Source organism: Henriciella algicola (assembly GCF_003576245.1).
GTDB classification, from domain to species: domain Bacteria; phylum Pseudomonadota; class Alphaproteobacteria; order Caulobacterales; family Hyphomonadaceae; genus Henriciella; species Henriciella algicola.
Genome location: NZ_QWGA01000003.1, coordinates 201,393 through 220,160, shown reverse-complemented (window position 1 = coordinate 220,160; position 18,768 = coordinate 201,393). Strand labels below are relative to the sequence as shown.

Annotated in this window: 23 protein-coding genes and 2 riboswitches; of the genes, 11 read left to right on the top strand and 12 right to left on the bottom strand. The window is 60.2% G+C overall.

Features of this window, described 5'->3' with window-relative positions:
- Positions 1 to 3: 3 nt before the first annotated feature.
- Positions 4 to 1,176 carry a hypothetical protein gene (locus tag D1222_RS01565; RefSeq protein WP_119452484.1) on the bottom strand — a complete coding sequence of 391 codons (1,173 nt, stop codon included), beginning with the start codon at positions 1,174 to 1,176 and terminating at the stop codon, positions 4 to 6.
- 208 nt (positions 1,177 to 1,384) lie between these two features.
- On the opposite strand from D1222_RS01565, the gene D1222_RS01560 reads away from it, so the two are divergent.
- Positions 1,385 to 2,185 (top strand): sterol desaturase family protein, encoded by an 801-nt coding sequence (locus D1222_RS01560; protein WP_119452483.1) that lies wholly within the window; start codon positions 1,385 to 1,387, stop codon positions 2,183 to 2,185.
- Here the strand turns inward: D1222_RS01560 and D1222_RS01555 are convergent.
- The 3 genes from D1222_RS01555 to D1222_RS01545 all read right to left on the bottom strand — a co-directional run bounded on the left by D1222_RS01555 (position 2,149) and on the right by D1222_RS01545 (position 4,524).
- Positions 2,149 to 2,835, bottom strand: coding sequence for a TlpA family protein disulfide reductase (locus tag D1222_RS01555; protein ID WP_119452482.1), 687 nt, complete (start codon positions 2,833 to 2,835; stop codon positions 2,149 to 2,151). The genes D1222_RS01560 and D1222_RS01555 overlap by 37 nt on opposite strands.
- Before the next feature lie 108 nt (positions 2,836 to 2,943).
- On the bottom strand, positions 2,944 to 3,267 hold the full coding sequence (locus tag D1222_RS01550) for a hypothetical protein (protein WP_147371795.1): 324 nt from the start codon (positions 3,265 to 3,267) through the stop codon (positions 2,944 to 2,946).
- A 48-nt stretch (positions 3,268 to 3,315) separates the two neighbouring features.
- Positions 3,316 to 4,524, bottom strand: coding sequence for an acetyl-CoA C-acyltransferase (locus tag D1222_RS01545; RefSeq protein ID WP_119452480.1), 1,209 nt, complete (start codon positions 4,522 to 4,524; stop codon positions 3,316 to 3,318).
- Between the two features lie 171 nt (positions 4,525 to 4,695).
- Between D1222_RS01545 and D1222_RS01540 the strand changes: the two genes are divergently transcribed.
- Positions 4,696 to 5,070: a DUF4112 domain-containing protein gene (locus tag D1222_RS01540; RefSeq protein ID WP_119452479.1), complete on the top strand. Its 375-nt coding sequence runs from the start codon at positions 4,696 to 4,698 to the stop codon at positions 5,068 to 5,070.
- A gap of 44 nt (positions 5,071 to 5,114) precedes the next feature.
- The gene (locus D1222_RS01535) at positions 5,115 to 5,612 is read left to right on the top strand and encodes a DinB family protein (protein WP_119452478.1); all 498 of its coding nucleotides are present in this window, start codon (positions 5,115 to 5,117) and stop codon (positions 5,610 to 5,612) included.
- A 6-nt stretch (positions 5,613 to 5,618) separates the two neighbouring features.
- On the opposite strand, the gene D1222_RS01530 is transcribed toward D1222_RS01535, so the two are convergent.
- The gene (locus tag D1222_RS01530) at positions 5,619 to 6,518 is read right to left on the bottom strand and encodes a haloalkane dehalogenase (RefSeq protein ID WP_119452477.1); all 900 of its coding nucleotides are present in this window, start codon (positions 6,516 to 6,518) and stop codon (positions 5,619 to 5,621) included.
- Between the two features lie 82 nt (positions 6,519 to 6,600).
- Between D1222_RS01530 and D1222_RS01525 the strand changes: the two genes are divergently transcribed.
- The gene (locus D1222_RS01525; protein WP_119452476.1) at positions 6,601 to 6,996 is read left to right on the top strand and encodes a VOC family protein; all 396 of its coding nucleotides are present in this window, start codon (positions 6,601 to 6,603) and stop codon (positions 6,994 to 6,996) included.
- A gap of 84 nt (positions 6,997 to 7,080) precedes the next feature.
- Here D1222_RS01525 and D1222_RS01520 read toward each other — a convergent pair whose 3' ends face one another.
- Positions 7,081 to 7,383 (bottom strand): CC_3452 family protein, encoded by a 303-nt coding sequence (locus tag D1222_RS01520; protein ID WP_119452475.1) that lies wholly within the window; start codon positions 7,381 to 7,383, stop codon positions 7,081 to 7,083.
- A 262-nt stretch (positions 7,384 to 7,645) separates the two neighbouring features.
- Here D1222_RS01520 and D1222_RS01515 point away from each other — a divergent pair, with 262 nt between their 5' ends.
- From D1222_RS01515 to gcvPB, 6 genes are all read left to right on the top strand, one after another.
- Positions 7,646 to 8,956 carry an acyl-CoA dehydrogenase family protein gene (locus D1222_RS01515; protein ID WP_119452474.1) on the top strand — a complete coding sequence of 437 codons (1,311 nt, stop codon included), beginning with the start codon at positions 7,646 to 7,648 and terminating at the stop codon, positions 8,954 to 8,956.
- A gap of 117 nt (positions 8,957 to 9,073) precedes the next feature.
- Positions 9,074 to 9,165: riboswitch (glycine riboswitch) on the top strand.
- 3 nt (positions 9,166 to 9,168) lie between these two features.
- A riboswitch (glycine riboswitch) is annotated at positions 9,169 to 9,295 on the top strand.
- A 61-nt stretch (positions 9,296 to 9,356) separates the two neighbouring features.
- Entirely contained in the window at positions 9,357 to 10,511 is a 1,155-nt protein-coding gene (gene gcvT, locus D1222_RS01510; RefSeq protein ID WP_233348460.1) for a glycine cleavage system aminomethyltransferase GcvT, read from the top strand.
- Positions 10,512 to 10,524: 13 nt separating this feature from the next.
- On the top strand, positions 10,525 to 10,914 hold the full coding sequence (gene gcvH, locus D1222_RS01505; RefSeq protein WP_119452472.1) for a glycine cleavage system protein GcvH: 390 nt from the start codon (positions 10,525 to 10,527) through the stop codon (positions 10,912 to 10,914).
- Between the two features lie 2 nt (positions 10,915 to 10,916).
- Complete coding sequence (gene gcvPA / locus D1222_RS01500) at positions 10,917 to 12,263, top strand: aminomethyl-transferring glycine dehydrogenase subunit GcvPA (RefSeq protein ID WP_119452471.1); 1,347 nt, start codon at positions 10,917 to 10,919, stop codon at positions 12,261 to 12,263.
- Entirely contained in the window at positions 12,260 to 12,571 is a 312-nt protein-coding gene (locus D1222_RS01495; protein WP_119452470.1) for a hypothetical protein, read from the top strand. The genes gcvPA and D1222_RS01495 overlap by 4 nt, the downstream gene beginning before the upstream one ends.
- Positions 12,568 to 14,133 (top strand): aminomethyl-transferring glycine dehydrogenase subunit GcvPB, encoded by a 1,566-nt coding sequence (gene gcvPB / locus D1222_RS01490; protein ID WP_119452469.1) that lies wholly within the window; start codon positions 12,568 to 12,570, stop codon positions 14,131 to 14,133. Before D1222_RS01495 ends, gcvPB begins: the two co-directional genes overlap by 4 nt.
- Before the next feature lie 36 nt (positions 14,134 to 14,169).
- Here gcvPB and D1222_RS01485 read toward each other — a convergent pair whose 3' ends face one another.
- Positions 14,170 to 15,360, bottom strand: a complete 1,191-nt coding sequence (locus tag D1222_RS01485) for an acyltransferase family protein (RefSeq protein WP_182481835.1) — start codon at positions 15,358 to 15,360, stop codon at positions 14,170 to 14,172.
- A gap of 155 nt (positions 15,361 to 15,515) precedes the next feature.
- Here D1222_RS01485 and D1222_RS01480 point away from each other — a divergent pair, with 155 nt between their 5' ends.
- Positions 15,516 to 15,893: a hypothetical protein gene (locus tag D1222_RS01480; RefSeq protein WP_233348459.1), complete on the top strand. Its 378-nt coding sequence runs from the start codon at positions 15,516 to 15,518 to the stop codon at positions 15,891 to 15,893.
- Positions 15,894 to 15,978: 85 nt separating this feature from the next.
- Here D1222_RS01480 and D1222_RS01475 read toward each other — a convergent pair whose 3' ends face one another.
- From D1222_RS01475 to D1222_RS01455, 5 genes are all read right to left on the bottom strand, one after another.
- Entirely contained in the window at positions 15,979 to 16,581 is a 603-nt protein-coding gene (locus tag D1222_RS01475) for a F0F1 ATP synthase subunit B family protein (protein WP_119452467.1), read from the bottom strand.
- A 6-nt stretch (positions 16,582 to 16,587) separates the two neighbouring features.
- Positions 16,588 to 17,136: a F0F1 ATP synthase subunit B family protein gene (locus tag D1222_RS01470; protein WP_119452466.1), complete on the bottom strand. Its 549-nt coding sequence runs from the start codon at positions 17,134 to 17,136 to the stop codon at positions 16,588 to 16,590.
- A 92-nt stretch (positions 17,137 to 17,228) separates the two neighbouring features.
- Positions 17,229 to 17,465 carry a F0F1 ATP synthase subunit C gene (locus tag D1222_RS01465; protein WP_018146608.1) on the bottom strand — a complete coding sequence of 79 codons (237 nt, stop codon included), beginning with the start codon at positions 17,463 to 17,465 and terminating at the stop codon, positions 17,229 to 17,231.
- Positions 17,466 to 17,577: 112 nt separating this feature from the next.
- Complete coding sequence (locus tag D1222_RS01460; RefSeq protein ID WP_233348458.1) at positions 17,578 to 18,357, bottom strand: F0F1 ATP synthase subunit A; 780 nt, start codon at positions 18,355 to 18,357, stop codon at positions 17,578 to 17,580.
- The gene (locus D1222_RS01455; RefSeq protein ID WP_182481834.1) at positions 18,357 to 18,716 is read right to left on the bottom strand and encodes an AtpZ/AtpI family protein; all 360 of its coding nucleotides are present in this window, start codon (positions 18,714 to 18,716) and stop codon (positions 18,357 to 18,359) included. Before D1222_RS01455 ends, D1222_RS01460 begins: the two co-directional genes overlap by 1 nt.
- Positions 18,717 to 18,768: the final 52 nt, after the last annotated feature.

The window sequence follows — 18,768 nt, the reverse complement described above, 5'->3', positions numbered from 1 at the left end:
CGCTCAGCTCCAGGGATTGAAGCGCGATTTACGTCTCTTCGGGCGTTCGGATTTCCTGTCCTCATCCTTCGCCTTTGAAGGCTTCGGCTGCGGCGTAGGTTCTTCGCCCTCATCGAAGAGTTCGATATCGGCTTCGCCGCTGGCTTTGCCTTCGGCTGGAGGGGAGACGGCATCGAGGTCTGCCGAAGAGACCGGGTCCGGACCGTCGGCCTCATCGTCCGATGCAGAAGGCGCCGTAGCGGGGTCCGTATATTCGACATTGGAGCGGAAGCCCTTGAGGTTCAGTGGGTAGCTTAGCGGGGCGTCGCCCGGCTCATTGTCTTCGTCGTAACCGGTCGACACATCATGGTCGGCGCCGTTCGGAATGGTCATGCCCGTGGAGGCTGCGCCGAGCTCTGATTCAATATCATCGTCGTTGTCAGTGTCTTCAGCCGTGCTCTCTGATGCATCACTCCCTGCGACCTGCGTGCCGCCAAGGCCGAAGGGAACATAGCTCTTCGCCTGCGGTGCGGTTTCCGTGCTGCCTTCGTCGGGGCCTGCGTCATCCCAGACATCAGGCGATGAGGCGTCGGCTCTAGACTCGCTCTCTTCTGGTGCCTTGGTTTTGGCGCGCGCGGCTTTTCCAAGTCCATTCACTTCTTCGGCCAGTCTCGCGACTGCCCCGCTGACATCGTCCTCGTCGAAGGCGGCGTGAAGGCGTTCTTCAGGCTCATCTTCAATGAGAGCGCTTGGCGGGATGCTTTCATCGACGGGGAGGGTGGGCTCGCCCTCATCCTCGTCGTCGACGGCTGTCTCGGCTTTTGTCGCAGCCGGCGCACTATCTGACTTACGCTTGTTCGGTGACTGGCCGCTCAGCCCTGCGAGCAGGGCGTCGATGGCCGCTTCCGTCCCCTTCGCGATGCGGGAGGCTTCCTTGACGACGGCGACGATCAGATCGCCATAATTGCCATGCTCCTCATGCGGCGTATCCTTGAGCAGACTTTCAGGCGCCTCTTCGAGCAGTTTGCCTTTCTCGGTCGCCAGCACGACTTGTGGCGGGCTGTCGGTCAAGTGAACGGAATAGCCCTCAGTCGCGTAGACGACGCCGCCGTTCTCGGTCTCGGCCCAATCGATCTGCTTGAGGGCGGTCATTTCTGCCAGCCTGTCGATGAGTTTCTTTGTCGATGGGTGAAGCATGAAAATTCTTTCCGCCAGCAGGAGTAGGAGGGGCAGTTTACACTAGACGGGATGAAACGCGCGTCAAAGATGCGGGTATCCGCCAGAGGCGAAAAACTTCACGGCCGCGGCATTGCAGGCCGCCGCGCTTCAATTGAGGGCGGAAGCGCTCATATTGGTGTTGTAGGCTACGAACAGGCAGGATTTGGAACAGCAGACCTTCATACGCATGGGTGTTTTTGCGGGCGTTTTCATCTCGCTCGTCCTTCTGGAGATGCTGGCACCCCGGCGCGAAGCGGCGCTTCCTCGTGCGCAGCGGTGGCCGGGCGCAGGTGCGATCTTCATCGCAGGCGCCGTGATTGGTCGGCTGGTACTGCCTGCCGGACTGGCTGGCATCGCGCTTCTGGCGGACGAGGCCGGGTTTGGCGTATTCAATGTGATGGGCGCGCCGGTCTGGCTAGTCGCGATCGCTGCATTCCTGGTCATGGACCTCGCGGTCTGGAGCCAGCATGTCGCTATGCACCATGTGCCCTTTCTCTGGCGCCTGCACCGCGTCCACCATTCCGATCCACATATCGACGTGATGACCGCGCTTCGCTTCCACCCGGCAGAGATCATCGTTTCGCTGGTCTGGAAAGGCGCAGTCGTCTTCCTATTCGGCATCCCGGCCTGGGCAGCGTTCGCGTTTGAAGTCGCCCTCAATGCTTTCGCCCAGTTCAACCACGCCAATTGGAAGATCGCGCCTTGCATCGACAGCGCCCTGCGCAAGCTGGTCGTCACGCCGGATATGCACCGGGTGCATCACTCGGTCCACCGCGCCGAGGCAAACCAGAATTTCGGTTTCTGCCTGTCAGTCTGGGACCGTATCTTCAGGGTGTATCAGGCTCAGCCTGCGGCCGGCCATGAAGCGATGAAGATCGGGCAGGAAAGCTGGAGAGAGGCAGGCGATCAGAACCCGCTACCGCTTCTCGTCCAGCCTCTGAAGTCGCCGCCTCAGTCTTCGACAGGACGCGGCGCGCCCGGCGTGTAGGAGGCCTTCACCGCTTCGATGTCAGCGAGAAGGTCAGCCACCGGATCATCGGAACTTGCAGCCGCAAGCTCTGAGCGGAAGCCCTGTACGGTGAGGTCCGGCGCAACGAGGATATAGCTCGGCGTCCAGGCGATCCCCAATGTTTCGCGGATGGAAGCGTCCTCATCGACGATGGTCGGGTAGGAGTATCCCTTCTCCTCGAAATAGGCACCGACGGAGCCATAACGGCCGAACGCCTCATCTGCGCGCTGGGCGTTAGGCGGTGTGTGGATCGAGAGGAAGGCGAGCTCATCGCTGCCGGATACCTCGTTCCAGAGCTCTTCGACATATGGGGCGTCGGCCATGCAGTCGCCGCACCAGAGTCCCCAAACATCAATGAGCGTCCATTGGCCTTCCAGATCCCCAGTCGAAAATCGAGAGCCGGAAATCATGGTACCGCTGAAGGCGGGGAGTTCACGGCCAAGAAACTCATAATCATAAGGACGCCCGTAATCGTCGCGAGGCACGCCATCCTCGCGGCGTTCTGCGCTTTCGGGCACGGAGGCACCGGGTTTGATGAAGCCGGTTGCGCTGTCGTCTCCGGTGCTGCCTGCACCGCCACAAGCAGCGAGAAGGGCGAGCGAGGCGGACAGGATAAGCGTTCGGATCATGGGTGGATGTCTCCTTTGTACAGAGTGGAAGGGTAATCCTGCGCGCACAAAGAAAAAGCCCCGGCCAATCGACCGGGGCTTTATAATTTCTAATGTCGAAATTGGCGATCAGCCAGCATTCGGGTCTGGCGTGCGAAGCGCGTTATTCTGGATATCGCGCGTGCCATCCTTGCTTGCCTGGGTTTTTGCGGCCCACTCTGCGCGTGTCGCGCAGATCCGGCGAGGAATGGTCGACCCCATTTGCTCTTCGCGCTTGCAGATTTCTTCATCCGGGTCGTGACCCTGACGACGGATCTCCGCTTTGATCGCAGGTGTCACAGAGACCATTTGGGACCCGCTGGACGCGCTGCTGGTGCCGGCGGCGCCGGCGGTGCAGGCTGCGGGGACAATGGCCATTGCAAGTAGACCTGCGCTAAGGGCGAGTGATTTCATCGAGTACTCCGATCTGAGGTGTTTAGGAAAAACTGACCCGAGGCCACCTTAGCTATAGATCTCGAAAAGGCCAGCAGCACCCATGCCGCCGCCCACACACATGGTCACAACGCCCCATTTCGCGCCACGACGCTTGCCTTCGAGCAGCATGGAGCCCGTGCAGCGAGCACCAGTCATGCCGAATGGGTGGCCAATGGAGATCGAGCCGCCATTCACATTGTACTTCTCAGGGTCGATGCCGAGGCGGTCACGGCTGTAGAGACACTGCGATGCGAAAGCTTCGTTGAGTTCCCAGAGGTCGATGTCGTCGACCTTGAGGCCGTGACGCTCAAGCAGGCGTGGAACGGCGAAGACCGGGCCAATGCCCATTTCGTCCGGGTCACAACCAGCGACGTTGAAGCCAACGAAACGGCCGAGCGGCTCAATGTTGCGCTTCTTGGCTTCGGCGGCTTCCATGACGACAACAGCTGCTGCGCCATCGGAAAGCTGCGAGGCGTTGCCAGCGGTGACGTACTTGCCTTCCTTGACGACCATGCCGCCGGAGAAGACAGGCTTCAGGCCCTGAAGCGATTCGAACGTCGTACCTGGGCGGTTACAGTCATCGCGGTCTGCGACGACGTCCTGGAAGGTCTCTTCGCCGGTTTCCTTGTTGACGAGCTTCATCTTCGTTTTCAGCGGGACGATTTCTTCAGCCATCCAGCCTTTTTCCTGGAAGACAGCCGTGCGGCGCTGGCTTTCAGCGGAGTACTCATCCTGGGCTTCGCGGCTGACATTGTAGCGGTCTGCAACGATCTCAGCGGTTTCGATCATCGTCATCCAGATCGCTGGCCACTTCTTCATGAGCTCAGGCTCAGTGTAGCGGTGGGTGTTCATGTGACCCGAGCGAGACACGAGCGAAAGGGATTCAACGCCGCCGCCGATTGCGACTGGGGCGCCTTCGCTGACAACGGTGTGCGCTGCGTTCGCGATGGCCTGCAGGCCGGACGAACAGAAACGGTTGATGGTCGCGCCAGACGTCGAGGATGGGCAACCGGCCCAGAGGGCGGCGTTGCGTGCAACATTGTGGCCCGTCGCGCCTTCCGGCTGAGCAGCGCCGAGGAACACATCTTCGACTTCAGCGGCGTCAATGCCAGCACGGTCGATCGCGCCCTTGATGGCGTGGCCGGCCATGGTGATACCGTGCGTGTCGTTGAGTGCGCCGCGGCCTGCTTTGGTCAGGGCCGTGCGGGCGGTTGAAACGATGACTGCTTCTCTCATGATTTGTCTCCTCCAGACAGGTTCTCGTTTGTTGCGGTGCAACCTAACGAGGCAAAGTTCAGGACGCTACCCCAAAACCGACAGTGGGTGCGATGACGTCGCGCCTTCATCTTCTGGCTCGCGGAACAGCATTGCGCGGACGCGCGTTCGCTAGCAAAGGAGACCTGCCACATGCCCACTGGAAACCGCTCGGATATCGACCGGCTCGCGAAATTACTTGATACGCAGTTCAAGTTGCCGGGTACGAATTTCCGCTTTGGTCTGGACGGGATTATTGGCCTCATTCCGGGTATAGGCGATACGGTGTCAGGCGGGCTGGGCCTCTACATTATTCATCGCGCACGGCAGGAAGGTGCCTCCGGCGGTTTGATTGCGAAGATGATCTGGAATCTGCTGGTCGATACCGTGCTTGGCGCGATCCCGCTCGTGGGCGACCTCTTTGACTTCGCGCACAAGGCCAATGCGAAAAATGCCCGCCTGCTTCAGGAATATCTGGACCGGCACGCCAGCGAGCACGCAAAGCCAGTTGGCCGCAGCACGGCTTAAAGCGTAAGTTCACCTCTAGCGAAGATTGGAGAGGGGTGGACCTGATGATCTTGCCGGACCATGCGCGACTGATGGCGCGATACAATCGCTGGCAGAATGAAAGCCTTTACGCTGCTGCTGACGCGCTTGGCGGCGATGCGAGGCTTGCAGATCGCGGTGCCTTCTTCCGATCCATTCACGAAACGCTCGCGCACATCCTGTGGGCCGACAGGATCTGGCTGTCGCGGTTCGGCAAATGCGAGAAACCAGCGTGTGCCGGGCATGAAACACTGAAGCTCTGGCCGGATTGGGAGGGTCTGAAAGCTGACCGGCAGGCCATGGACGATGTTGTCGAAGCCTGGGCTGCCGGTTTTAGCGAAGACGATCTTCGCGGTAATCTAGAGTGGTATTCAGGCGCTGCGGGCCGGAATATGGCCAGACCGGTCTGGTTGCTCGTCACGCACATCTTCAACCATCAGACCCATCACCGCGGGCAAGTGCACGCCATGCTGACATCAGCGGGCGCGCGCCCGGACGACACGGATCTGTTTCTCATGGAGTAATGCAGACTAGGGGAGGTCACCCCAGTGTTTGAGAGCCGCACGGGCAATCTGTTCGCCATGCTCCTGAACGAAGTGCCCGCCTTCAGAAATTTCCATTGGTTCAGGGCAGCCGCGAATGGTTTTCTGAAGATCGCGCATGATAGGTGGTCCCAGCACAGGGTCCTGCATGCCGATTGCCATGAAGCTGTCGCCGGTCCAGTCCTTCGACCAGAACGCTGCGGCGCGCTTCGATATATCGACGCCCTCCATATCCGGCGCGACCATCACTAGTTCGGGAAAGCGGCGCACGCCCGCCTTGTAACGGTGATCGGGATACGGGGCCTCATAGGCTGCCGCTTCAGTATTCGTCAGGACTGGGGTGGACCGCTTCATTAGGGCGGCAATGGGCAGGTCGGGCTGGCTGCGGTTGAACGCCTTCCAGCTCTCGAAACCTTCGCCAGGGCTCGTTCCCGTGGCGATGGCGGTGTTCATGACGAGAAGGCGCTCGAACCGCTCAGGCATTTCCATTGGGATTGTCAGGCCGAGCAGTCCGCCCCAGTCTTGGCAGACCAGGGTGATGCGTTGCAGGTCGAGCGCCTTGATGAAGGCCAGCATCATGTCGCGGTGGAAGTTGAACGTATAGACGTCGTCGCTCACTGGTTTGTCAGAACGGCCAAATCCAAGCCAGTCAGGCGCGATGACCCGTGCGCCGCTTTCCAGGAAGACGGGGACCATGCGCCTGTAGAGGTAACTCCACGTCGGCTGGCCATGCAGGCAGAGGAAGACGCGGTCCGCGTCTTTCGGCCCCTCATCGATGTAGTGAATTCTGAGCCCGTCATAGCCTTCGAGCGTATCGATATAATGCGGATCAAAGTTGTAGCCCGGCAGGTTCGCAAAGCGCTCGTCCGGTGTTCTCAAGCTTTCCATATCGCACAAACCTCCCATCACGCTGGCCTCTTTGCGGTTTGTGGGCCAGACTTGCCCCAAAGCTTTAGGATGGGAGGTTCAATTGGCAAGAGTTATCGGGGTCGGCGGTATTTTCTTTCTCTGCAAGGACGCAGAGGCGACGAAAACCTGGTACACAAGCGTGCTCGGTATCGAAGCGTCTGAGTACGGCATCTCGTTCAGTCACGCGGAATCGGCGAAAGCCTTTCCGAAAGGCGCGATGACCATCTTCGCGCCCTTCAAGGCGGATAGCGACTATTTCAAGCCATCCGACCACAACGTCATGTTCAACCTCATGGTTGATGACCTGAGCGGCATTCTGAAACAGGCCGAAGCGAAGGGTGTTATGCCAGTTCAGCCGCGTGAAGACCATGATTATGGCAGCTTTGCCTGGCTGATGGATCCGGACGGGCGGAAGGTTGAGCTGTGGGAACCAAAAGAGCCGCCAGCGGAAACCTGATCGCGATCTTTCGCGCGGCTCATAAAAAATGCCGCCCTTTTGTGAAGGGCGGCAAGTTCATTCAGAGAGTGAGATGAAGTTTATTTAGTCCTTGGCTGCCTTGTTGCACTCTGCCAGGTCTTCCTCGGAGAGGCTGTCATCGGCAGAGCCAAAGGAAGCGAGTACGCCAACTTCAGAGGCGACTTTCTTGCACGTGCGGACCGTCGCAGTGCGGCGATTGAGCTCGGCAACGCAGGTGTCTGCTTCGCAAGTCCAGACGGCGCTGGCAGCGACAACGCTGGACTGGCCGTCTGCAGGCGCAGCGAGCTTGGCGGTAAAGGCCGTACCAGCAGCGGCTGGCAGGGCGATGGCTGCGAATGCCGCAGACAGAACGATAGAGCGGATCATGGGAGGAAACCTTTCAGGCTTGGGCAGAAGATTTGTTTTTGGTCTTACTCTACAAGTGCTATTTATGAGCGCTGAATAAAATGTCAATCATTCAGTGATGACAAATTAGCGCAGTCGCCGCATGCGCTTTGATCGAACTGCGCATTCCGACGTGAAATTCTTCCCTGGCTTGACGCGACGGCCTGCATTGATGCGGCCTGATGGCCCGGTATCCTCAACCACAAACAGATCAGAATGCGCCCAAGCGCCAGGGAGGTTTCACATGGATTTCAACATTCCGCAGGATATCGCCGACTATCTCGTCGTGCTCGACAACTTCATCGAAGAGAAGATCAAGCCGCTCGAGAACAAGGACGACAATATCCGCTTCTTCGATCATCGCCGCGAATGGGCACGGACCGATTTCGACAATGACGGCCTGCCGCGCCCGGAATGGGAAGACCTGCTGCGTCAGGCAAAGAAGCTCGCCGATGAGGCAGGGCACCTTCGCTATGCGCTACCAAAGGAGTTTGGCGGTCAGGACGGCACCAATCTCGGCATGGCGATCATCCGCGAGCATTTCGCCCGCAAGGGCCTTGGCCTCCACAATGACCTGCAGAACGAGCATTCCATCGTCGGCAACTTCCCGCAGATCCTGATGCTGCGCGACTTTGCCCGTCCGGATCAAAAGCACCTCGCAGATGCGGCCCTGAAAGGTGAGTTCCGCGCCTGCTTCGGCCTGACGGAGCCTGATCACGGCTCTGACGCGACACACATGGAAACCCGCGCGGTGCGCCACAAGAAAGACGGCAAGGATGGCTGGCTGATCAATGGCGCGAAGATGTGGATTACCGGCATGCATGCCGCGTCCCACATCATGATGTTCTGCCGGACGTCCGGAAATGATGGCGACGCCAAGGGCATCACCTGCCTCATTACGCCAGCAAACGACCCGGCGATCGAGATCGACGAGTTCATGTGGACGTTCAACATGCCGACGGACCACGCCCGCTTCTACATCAAGGACCTCTGGGTGCCGGAAGATGCCGTGTTCGGCCCGCCGGAAGGCGGCCTCGCGCTGGCGCAGCACTTCGTGCACGAAAACCGCATCCGTCAGGCGGCAAGCTCTGTCGGCGCGGCGATGTACTGCATCACCGAAGCGATCAACTATGCCAATGAACGCAAGCCGTTTGGCAAGGCGCTGTCGCACAATCAGGCGATCCAGTTCCCGCTCGTGGAGCTTGCGACGCAGGCAGAGATGCTGCGCCTCCTGATCTTCAAGACGGCCTGGGAGATCGACCAGATGTCGAAGCCCGACGTTGCGATCTATCTCTCTGACAAGGTTTCGATGTGTAACTATTACGCCAACCGGCTCTGCTGTGATGCGGCGGACCGCGCGATGCAGGTGCATGGCGGCATGGGCTATTCACGCCACAAGCCGTTCGAGCACATCTATCGTCACCACCGCCGTTACCGCATCACGGAAGGCTCCGAGGAGATCCAGATGCGCAAGGTTGCCGGCCACCTCTTCGGCTTCATGGGCCCGAACAAGGGCAAGAACCGCAACGAGCCGTTCGACTTCGCCGTCCGCTAATTGCCGGCAGCAGCCTGACCTGCCCAAGAACAGGTCAGGCTGCAAACTGGAGTCACATCGCGGCGACGTTGCGCTTGCCGGGATGCTGAATCCGAAATAGTTTGCACCTCAAGTGATGACTCCCTCCCGGGAGAGAGCAGGTCCTTGTGCCTGCCGCCGAAGGCGCAACCGCCCCGGAAACGCTCAGGCAAAAGGACCGGGAGAGACCTAAACGCTGGAAAGAGGCAAGCGGGCCGTCAGAAGACCCGCAGCAGGCCTCGCCGAAGGAGCAAGCCGCTTCGACCTCCTCACCGCGAGCGAAGTCGAAGATGGCGGAATCTCTCAGGCACCGAGACAGCGGGGGCGGCCAACCATCCGGATCATCCGGAGTGGACGGCCGTTACCAATGTCAAAGGGTGCCATGGCTGACCAATCAATCGATACACTTCGCAGAACACCGCTCTATGAGCTCCATCAGGAGCATGGCGGCAAGATGGTGCCTTTCGCCGGCTATGAGATGCCGGTTCAGTTCGAGGGCGTGAAGCCTGAACACCTATGGACCCGCGAGCATGCCGGTCTTTTCGACGTTTCCCACATGGGGCCGTGCTTTCTCTATCTGAAGGAAGGCCTCGGCCAGCCGGGCGCGCATGAGAAGATCTCGACGCTGATCGAGCGCCTCGTGCCGAGCGCGATCTCGACCCTGAAACCGGGACAGGGGCGTCTGACCGTGCTGCTGAACGATGGGGGCGGCATTCTGGATGACCTGATCATCACCCGCATGCCTGACGCCAGTCTGGACGGGATGCTCTACATCGTCGTCAATGGCGCGGTGAAGCATGACGACTGGGCGCTGATCCGCGAAAAGCTGGCCGGCGAAGCTGAGCTTCAGACCGCAGATGACCGCATGCTTGTCGCCCTTCAGGGGCCTGAGGCGGAAGCGGTCCTGACCCCACATTTCCCAGTAGCGGCTGAGCTGAGCTTTATGCGCTGTGCCCACGTCCAGAAGGATGGTGAGCGCTACATGGTCTCGCGCTGTGGCTATACGGGCGAGGACGGGTTTGAGCTGCTGCTGCCGAATAATGAGACCGGCCTTGCCTATGTCCGCGGCCTGCTCGCTGATGAGCGCGTCAAGCCGATCGGTCTCGGCGCGCGCAACAGCCTTCGCCTTGAGGCAGGGCTGTGTCTCTATGGCCATGACATGGATGCGAGCCGCACGCCGGTCGAGGCGGACCTGCAATGGGTGATCCAGAAGTCGCGCCGTGAGCGCGCTGATTTCCCCGGCGCGGAGAAAATCCTGAAACAGATCGCTGACGGCCCCGCCGAGAAGCGCGTAGGCATCCTGCCGCTGGAGCGAGCACCCGCGCGTGAGGGCACGGAGATCCACGTCGACGGGCAGCTGGTCGGCATGGTCACGTCCGGCGGTTTCGGCCCCAGCACGGACGGGCCTGTCGCCATGGGCTATGTGCGCGCCGACCTCGCTGAGCCCGGAACGAAAATCGACCTCATGGTGCGTGGCAAGGCCCGCGCCGGAGAGGTCGCCGCCCTGCCATTCGTACAACCAAACTACAAACGTTGAGGATACCCGCCAGATGACGCAATTCACCCAGCAGACCACCTTCTATACCGAAGACCATGAATGGGTCACCGTTCACGGCGACCTCGCAACGGTCGGCATCACCCGTTACGCCGCCGAACAGCTTGGCGACGTTGTCTTCGTCGAGACCCCGGAAGTCGGCAAGACCTTCAAGAAGGGCGACGAGATGGCCGTCGTGGAGAGCGTGAAAGCCGCCTCTGACGTCTATGCACCGCTTTCGGGCGAAATCATCGACACCAACAGCGCGCTCGCTGACTCGCCGGAGACGGTGAACGAGCATCCTGAAGGCGAAGGCTGGTTCTGCGTGATCAAATTCTCTGACGGCGCCGAGACCCGCAACCTGATGGACAAGGACGCCTATTTCGAGTTCTGCAAAGGCCAATAATCATGCGCTACCTCCCCCTGACACCTGAAGACCGCAAGGAGATGCTGGCCACGATTGGTGCAGCCTCCATCGATGACTTCTACACCGATGTGCCTGAGGCAGCGCGCCTCGGCGGCAAGATTGCAGGCCTGCCTGATCATCAGGGGGAGCTTGCCGTCGAGCGCCATATGGGCGCTCTGGCGGCCAAGAACCGGACAGCCTCTGAAGGGCCGTTCTTTGTCGGTTGCGGTGCCTACAAGCACCACGTTCCGGCAACTGTGGACCACATCATCCAGCGGTCCGAGTTCCTGACGACCTATACGCCTTACCAGCCTGAAATTGCGCAGGGCACACTGCAGACCCTGTTCGAATTCCAGAGCCAGGTCGCCGCGCTGACCGCGATGGAAGTCGCGAACGCGTCCATGTATGACGGCTCAACCGCCTGCGCGGAAGCCGCCGTCATGGCATGCCGCGTGACGCGTCGCCAGAAGGTCGTCCTGTCGGGCGGTCTGCATCCTCACTACGCCGCTGCAACGCGCACCGTCTGTGAGGCGCAGGGCATTGAGGTCGTCCAGCTAGCACCCGGTATCGATGCAGAGCTCGCGCTCGCAGAGGCTGTCGATGACGAAACCGCCTGCGTGATCGGCCAGAGCCCGAACGTCTTCGGTACCGTCACGGATCTGACGCCAGTGGCAGACGCCGCACACGAGAAGAAGGCGCTTCTGGTGTCTGTCTTCACTGAAGCTGTTTCCCTCGGCATGACCATGCCGCCGGGCGAAATGGGCGCCGACATTGCGGTTGGCGAAGGCCAGTCGATCGGCAATCCGCTCAATTTCGGCGGCCCCTATGTCGGGCTTTTCGCCTGCTCGAAAAAGCTGATGCGGCAAATGCCGGGACGGCTTTGCGGTGAGACGGTCGATGCCGACGGCAATCGCGGTTTCGTGCTGACGCTCTCAACGCGCGAGCAGCATATCCGCCGCGACAAGGCGACATCGAACATCTGCACCAATGCGGGCCTCTGCACGCTGGCCTTCACGGCGCACATGACGCTGCTTGGTGAGAAGGGCCTTGGCCATCTCGCGCAGCTCAACCATGAAGCTGCCTGCATGCTGGCTGATGCGCTTGAAGGGGTGTCTGGCGTCGAACTCCTGACGCCGCGTTTCTTCAATGAGTTTGCTTTCCGTATCCCAGGCGACGCAGGCGACGTGCTTGAGAAGCTCGACGGACTTGGCGTCGTTGGCGGTGTGCGTGCCTCGCGCCTCTATCCGGGGAAGGGCCTCGACGATGTCATCATCGCTGCCGCAACTGAGTGCACGAGCGAGGCCGACATCAAGGCCTATGCAGACGCGCTCGTAAAGGTGCTGGCATGAGCGAAGCGCCCCAGCATCAGGAAGCCTGGGAGCATAAGCGGGCGATCCGTGAGTATGAGGATTTCCTTGAGGAGATCTTCCTGCGCATGGGCGCCGACAAGGCGGCGATCAGCCGCCGAAAGTCCCAGTTTCAGGAGATCTATGACGATCCCGAAACCTGGCGCGACCCGCAGGACTTCAAGAAACTCTATGCTGATCTGCGCCGGGAAATCCTTGCCCTCGGCGCCATCCATGTCAGCGCAGCCAACAAGCGTCTGAAAGAGACATTCGGACCAAACACCCAGCATTTCGTGGAGGCTCAGGCATGAGCATGAATTCACAAGGCCGTCCAACCAGCCCGTCCGCGCCAAGCGCCCCGCCAGCGATTGAGACCGTTTCCGGCTCACGCGGCCTGCAGCAGCGTGAAGACCTGATCTTCGAGACAGGCTCCACGACCAAGACAGGCGTCGACCTGCCAACGCCCAAGGGCGGTATGGACCGTCTCGGCGGTGTCACCCGCAAGAAGAGCGTTGGCCTGCCGGGCCTCTCCGAGCCTGAAGCGGTGCGCCATTATGTGCGCCTCAGCCAGCAGAACTATGCCATCGATCTTGGCCTGTTCCCGCTCGGCTCGTGCACCATGAAGCATAATCCACGCCTCAATGAGAAAGTCGCGCGGATGCCGGGCTTTGCAGACATCCACCCGCTGCAGCCCCAGTCGACCGTTCAGGGCGCGCTGGAGCTGATCGACCAGCTGGCGACGTGGCTAAAGACGCTGACCGGCATGCCAGCCGTCGCGATGAGTCCGAAGGCCGGCGCGCATGGCGAGTTTTGCGGCATGATGGCGATCCGCGGCGCCCTGATGGCTCGCGGCGAGATCGAGACCCGTACGCGCGTTCTGGTGCCAGCCTCTGCGCACGGCACCAATCCGGCAACCGCGGTCCAGTGCGGCTTTACCGTGGACGAGATCAAGGCTGATGCGCGCGGGCGCGTCGACATGGAAGACCTCAAATCCAAGCTGGTCGACAGCTCGGATATTGCAGGGATCATGCTGACAAACCCGAATACGTGCGGCCTGTTCGAAACCGACATTCGCGAGATTGCCGACCTCATCCATGAGGCTGGCGGCTATTTCTATTGTGATGGTGCGAACTTCAACGCCATCGTCGGCCGTGTGCGTCCGGGGGATCTCGGCGTCGATGCGATGCACATCAACCTGCACAAGACCTTCTCCACGCCGCACGGCGGGGGCGGCCCGGGCGCTGGCCCGACAGTGCTATCTGAAGCGCTAGCTGATTTTGCGCCTGTGCCTTTCGTCGTTGAGGAAGACGGCGTCTACCATCTGGTTGAGCAGCGCAGCGGCGAAGGCTCCGATGCGTTCGGCCGTCTCTGCGCCTTCCATGGCCAGATGGGCATGTTCACGCGTGCGCTGACTTATATGCTGAGCCACGGCGCAGACGGCCTGAAGCAGGCGGCGGAAGATGCCGTCCTGAACGCGAACTACCTTCAGTCGCGCCTTAAGAAGGTGATGACCCCGGCATTCGATGGCTACTGCATGCACGAAGCGCTCTTCTCTGACGCCTTCACGGCGGAAGGGATCGAGACGCTGGATATCGCGAAGGCGATGATCGATGAGGGCTATCACCCGATGACCATGTACTTCCCGCTGGTCGTGCATGGCGCCATGCTGATCGAGCCGACTGAGACGGAGTCGAAAGCCGAACTCGACCGGTTCTGCGAGTCGCTTCTCTCCATCGCCGAGAAAGCCAAGGCGGGCGATGAGAGCCTTAAAGGCGCGCCATATCTCGCGCCCAAGCGCCGCCTCGATGAGACGCAGGCTGCGCGCAAGCCCGAGCTCCGCTGGAGTGAGCCGGACAAGATCGCGGCAGAATAAGCTGAGAGATGGCCGGGCGATGTCCCGGCCATTTTTTTACCAGATGGCCGCTTTGATCGGGGCGGGCTTCAGCTGTGCATTCGTGTCTTCGAAAAGGTCTTTCCGCCAACGGCCAGTCAGCGCCATGGCAGGCTTTTCAAACAGTTTGAAGACGAGACCGGCGAAGATGATGCTGCCGATGAAGCCGAGTACGTAGAAGAGCAGATTGTCGAGAATGCCTGGCGCGCCGATCGTGAAAACGCCTTCAAGGAATGTGCCCTGCAGGCGGGCGGCCAGTGCATCGAAGATGCGGCGCAGCCCGCTCAGCACTAGCGGGTGGCCGAGGTAGAGCGCATAGGACCAGTCACCCAGCACGACGAGGGATCGCGGCACACTGATGCGGTCTTCTGCCTCCAGAGCGGCCGCGCCATAGACGATCAGAATGCTCGGAATGCCGAAGAAGAGGACGCGGCCCCAGCCAAGGGTAAAATCTGTCGGGTAGGGCTGCAGGTAAAGCGCCGCGATAAAGGCGACAAGGCCGACGATAAGCACGGTCATCGGCTTGAAACGCCGTCCTGAACAGATGAGCAGTGCAGCAGCGCAGCCACCCAAAAATTCAAGCGATAGTGGGTGGACGAGCAGGGAGACGTAATCCGTCGCGGTTGGCTGCTGCAGCCCTGCCAACGTGCCCAGGAGGATGATCGCTGCCCAACCAAGCAGGCCAAGTGGCAGGAAGCGGCGCGGGAGCAGGATGAGTACCGCAAAGCCGATATAGAAATGCATCTCATGAACCAGCGTCCAGCCAACGCCGTGCACGGGAACGGCCTGCTGGGGGAGCAGGGCGTAGGAATAGAAAAGGTGGAGCCACGGATTGTCCCGCATGAGTTCGCTGCCGCCAGCTAGCCGGTCGGCGTCATAGGGCAATCCGTATGAGATGAAGAAGAACAGCGTCATGATGGCCGCAAACAGCCACCAGAGCGGATAGATGCGGGCGGCCCGCGCGAACAGGAATGCGCCCGCCGTCGTCAGGCGTGGCTGCACCTTGCCGGTCACGTAGACCATGATGAAGCCGGAAATGACGAAGAAGAAATCGACGCCGGAAAAACCGTTCTGCACGAAGGTTGAGAGCAAGGGCGCCTCATCCAGCCCCTTGCGCATGATGGCATCCATCTCAATCGCGCGAGTGTGATAGAGGACGACGAGAAGCGCCGCGACAGCGCGAAGGGCCTGGATTGAATGGAGCTTCAAGGCGCCGCTTCCCTCTACTGCACATCCAGGTGCCTTCATCCCGGATCGGAGTGTCGTCTGTTGCGTTGTCATGACATGGCCCGCGAGAGAAGCAAAGGCCGCATCGCAACCACAGCTAACTCGATTGCCGTTCATCATGGTGAGGCGATCTAGGAATGCAGGCAACAAAGACCATATTCGAGATGATGGCGCGCCAACCCATAGACTCCGATATCCCTGAACAGGCCAGGATCAATCAAGCGCGTCGGCGTTTTGGCGCCGTGACGATGGGGCTCCATGTCGCGATGCGCCAGTGTCTGGCGGCGCTCGGCGCCTTTCTCATCGCGATGGCCATACCGATTGGTATCCTGACGCCGTTTCTTCCGATTGGGCTTCCCCTTGCAATTATTGGCGTAGTGCTTCTTGGCCGAAATGCAGTCTGGGGACGCCGGTGGATGGAAGGAATGCTGGACCGTCATCCGCGCCTCGAACACTTCGCGCCAAACTGGTTGATGCGCGCTGTATTCGGCAGGGACAAACGCCCGCGGTCCTGAAAGTGCTATCCCACATATGAAAACGCCCTGCTGAAGAGCAGGGCGTTCGTTGTTCTGGTACGAGTTTGCCGGATGGCAGTCTGCGCTAGTTCAACGCTTTCTCGATGTCGGTCAGCGCTTTGGTAAAGAGGTCACCGCGCTGAGGTGAATTGGCGACGATGTCCTTCGAGGCGCGGGTTGCAGCGTTTGCAGCGGCGCGGCGCACATCATTGGTCGCTTCGGCTTCGGCGCGCGCGATACGGGCCTCAGCCTGTGCTTCGCGGCGGGCAACCTTCTCTGCGAGATCCTTGCGGGCCTGCTCAACCATCATTTTGGCATCGGCCTTGGCCTGCTTGATCATCTCTTCAGCAGCCTGGTCAGCTTCTTTCTGCTTGCGCTCTGCCTCAGCAAGGGCAGCAGCGGCTTCTTCACGAAGCTGGCGCGATTCATCGAGCTGGCGCTTGATCTCATCAGCGCGGCCGTCGAGGGCAGACGTGATCGCTTTGAGACCGCCGAGCGAGATCGCGATCAGGAGGAAGACTACGAAGGCCGCGAATGCGAAATTGGTCGCCGCATCCGTGAACGGGTAGGCGAGGTTGCCAAAGCCGGTCTTGGTCTCGTAGCCAGCTTCGCCGGCAGGCGCAGCAAGCGCGAGCGGTGCAGCAAGGGCTGCGGCGGTCAGCATGGATGAAAAACGTCCAATCGTCATGATCGTCTAGCCTTCCTGCTGGGTGTTACGGGCGACGGCCTGACGGGCGTCGGCTTCTGTCACAGTCACGCCGAGACGGCCAAGCATGGCTTGCGTCGCGGAGGTCGCAATCTGTTCGACATTCGACATGGCGTTGGTGCGAAGCGTCTGGATACGGGCTTCAGCCTCTGCGAGGCGCTCACCGAGATCAGCGTCGACCTTGGCGGTTTCAGCCGCGATCTCTGCTTCAACTTTTTCGCGGGCCTTGTCAGCGGTGTCGCGGGCTTTGCCGCGTGCTTCTGCAAGCGCGAGGTCCTGCTGTTGCTTCGCTTCCTTGGACTGCTCGTTAAGACGTGCAGCTTCATCAAGCGAGTCAGCAATCGTGTCTTCGCGGTTCTCGATCACGCCGCCAAGCTTAGGCAGAATGAAACGCGAGAGCGCGAGGTAGAGAATACCAAACAGGATGGCCAGCCAGAAGAGCTGTGACGGGAAATGCCACGGATCGAACGGCGGGAAAGAGGCCCCACCGGCGGCTTCGCCGTTAGCGGCCGGAGCTGCAAGCGACAGGAAATTCATGGCGCGACCTTATCAGTCTGAATGGTTGAGACTGGCCCGCGCGCAGTCAATGCGACGGGCCAGTCCAAATCAATAGTCCGGAAAAGTCTTCGTTAGACGACGAAGAGGATCAGGACGGACACCAGGAAGGCCAGGATGCCGAGAGCTTCAGCAAGGGCCATACCGATGAAGAGGTTACCGGTCTGCTGAGGAGCAGCCGATGGGTTGCGCATGGCAGCGTCAAGGAAGCTGGCAAAGATGTTGCCCACACCGAGCGCGGCACCGATCATGCCGAGAGTTGCGAGGCCTGCACCAACATATTTGAGGCCAAGAGCGATATCGCCTTCCATTTCGTGTCTCCTTTGAGGGATTGGCGTTGGTTCGATTTGATGCCCGTGAAGCCTGTTCGGCGGGGCGCGTCAAGTGTTGAGGCGCGGCTCTTTTGGCCGCACCGGCGAGAAACTAGTGCGATGGGTGAAGCGCGTCGTTGAGATAGACGCAGGTCAGGATCGCGAAGATGTAAGCCTGAAGGCCTGCAACGAGAAGTTCAAGCGCGTTGATGGCGATGCCCATTGCAAAGGCGAGCACACCGACAACACCGAGGAGCGCCGTGCCAGCCAGCGCCGCAGCGAACAGCTGGGCAGCAAAGGTGGCGAACAGCTTCAGCATGATGTGACCGGCAAGCATGTTCGCGAAGAGACGAAGCGCCAGTGTCACAGGACGTGCGATGAAGGAGATGACCTCGATCGGCACGAGAATGAGATAGATGAAGAAGGGGGCGCCGGACGGGGCGAAGAGTTTGAAGAATTTCAAGCCGTTCTTGTAGAGACCATAAATGATCACGATGGAGATCACGAGCAGGGCCAGCGCCCCGGTGACGACGATATGGCTGGTTGTCGTGAAGGCGTACGGCACCATGCCGATCATGTTCGCGAAGAACACGAAGAAGAAGAGCGTGAACACGAACGGGAAGAATTTGAGGCCTTCCTCGCCCGCAGTGCTGCGGACCATATTGGCCACGAAGCCATAGCCGATCTCAGCGATGGACTGCGAACGCGATGGGATGAGCTTGCCGCGCGACGCTGCAAGGCCGAAGAAAACGATGATCAGCGAAACGCCCAGCAGCATGTAGAAAGCTGCGTTGGTGAACGAAAGATCGATGCCGCCAATTTGAAGTTCGAAGAGTTTCTTCACTTCGAACTGGCTCATCGGGTCAGCCATCTGGTGGAAGGAGAGGTTCATCAGCCCTGTTTCCTGTTTTCCGGACCCTTGGTCTGGTCCGTTCCCTGAGTTTCCGCATATGCCGTTAGCTGGCGATAGGCGCGTATAACACTAAGGATTCCGGCTGCAAGGCCGAATCCCAGCCAGACAAGCAGTCCCCAGGGCTCTGTGCCGAAAACCTTATCGAACCAGTATCCGATAAGCAGTCCGATCACGACGCAGCCGGCCATCTCCGCGCCGTAGCGCAAGGCCATGCCAGCCCCTGAGTTCACATTCTCCTGATCTGCCTCGCGCTTTCGCTTCCTGGCTTCCCGCGCGTCATTGTCGGCCTGCGCTTTCGCAATCCGCTCTGAAAGATCATCACGCTCAGGACCGGCCATGGGGAATCGCCTAAATGCCGCTCGATACAGACCCGGGGAGGACCCCATGTCT

Coding starts and splice junctions, on each gene's coding strand:
- D1222_RS01495 (WP_119452470.1), top strand. CDS start 12,260: ATGAGCGAAGCGCCCCAGCATCAGGAAGCCTGGGAGCATAAGCGGGCG.
- D1222_RS01470 (WP_119452466.1), bottom strand. CDS start 17,136: ATGAATTTCCTGTCGCTTGCAGCTCCGGCCGCTAACGGCGAAGCCGCC.
- gcvPA (WP_119452471.1), top strand. CDS start 10,917: ATGCGCTACCTCCCCCTGACACCTGAAGACCGCAAGGAGATGCTGGCC.
- D1222_RS01515 (WP_119452474.1), top strand. CDS start 7,646: ATGGATTTCAACATTCCGCAGGATATCGCCGACTATCTCGTCGTGCTC.
- D1222_RS01565 (WP_119452484.1), bottom strand. CDS start 1,176: ATGCTTCACCCATCGACAAAGAAACTCATCGACAGGCTGGCAGAAATG.
- D1222_RS01540 (WP_119452479.1), top strand. CDS start 4,696: ATGCCCACTGGAAACCGCTCGGATATCGACCGGCTCGCGAAATTACTT.
- gcvH (WP_119452472.1), top strand. CDS start 10,525: ATGACGCAATTCACCCAGCAGACCACCTTCTATACCGAAGACCATGAA.
- D1222_RS01535 (WP_119452478.1), top strand. CDS start 5,115: ATGATCTTGCCGGACCATGCGCGACTGATGGCGCGATACAATCGCTGG.
- D1222_RS01520 (WP_119452475.1), bottom strand. CDS start 7,383: ATGATCCGCTCTATCGTTCTGTCTGCGGCATTCGCAGCCATCGCCCTG.
- D1222_RS01555 (WP_119452482.1), bottom strand. CDS start 2,835: ATGATCCGAACGCTTATCCTGTCCGCCTCGCTCGCCCTTCTCGCTGCT.
- D1222_RS01465 (WP_018146608.1), bottom strand. CDS start 17,465: ATGGAAGGCGATATCGCTCTTGGCCTCAAATATGTTGGTGCAGGCCTC.
- D1222_RS01545 (WP_119452480.1), bottom strand. CDS start 4,524: ATGAGAGAAGCAGTCATCGTTTCAACCGCCCGCACGGCCCTGACCAAA.
- D1222_RS01475 (WP_119452467.1), bottom strand. CDS start 16,581: ATGACGATTGGACGTTTTTCATCCATGCTGACCGCCGCAGCCCTTGCT.
- D1222_RS01480 (WP_233348459.1), top strand. CDS start 15,516: ATGCAGGCAACAAAGACCATATTCGAGATGATGGCGCGCCAACCCATA.
- D1222_RS01560 (WP_119452483.1), top strand. CDS start 1,385: ATGGGTGTTTTTGCGGGCGTTTTCATCTCGCTCGTCCTTCTGGAGATG.
- D1222_RS01455 (WP_182481834.1), bottom strand. CDS start 18,716: ATGGCCGGTCCTGAGCGTGATGATCTTTCAGAGCGGATTGCGAAAGCG.
- D1222_RS01460 (WP_233348458.1), bottom strand. CDS start 18,357: ATGAACCTCTCCTTCCACCAGATGGCTGACCCGATGAGCCAGTTCGAA.
- D1222_RS01550 (WP_147371795.1), bottom strand. CDS start 3,267: ATGAAATCACTCGCCCTTAGCGCAGGTCTACTTGCAATGGCCATTGTC.
- gcvT (WP_233348460.1), top strand. CDS start 9,357: ATGGCTGACCAATCAATCGATACACTTCGCAGAACACCGCTCTATGAG.
- gcvPB (WP_119452469.1), top strand. CDS start 12,568: ATGAGCATGAATTCACAAGGCCGTCCAACCAGCCCGTCCGCGCCAAGC.
- D1222_RS01530 (WP_119452477.1), bottom strand. CDS start 6,518: ATGGAAAGCTTGAGAACACCGGACGAGCGCTTTGCGAACCTGCCGGGC.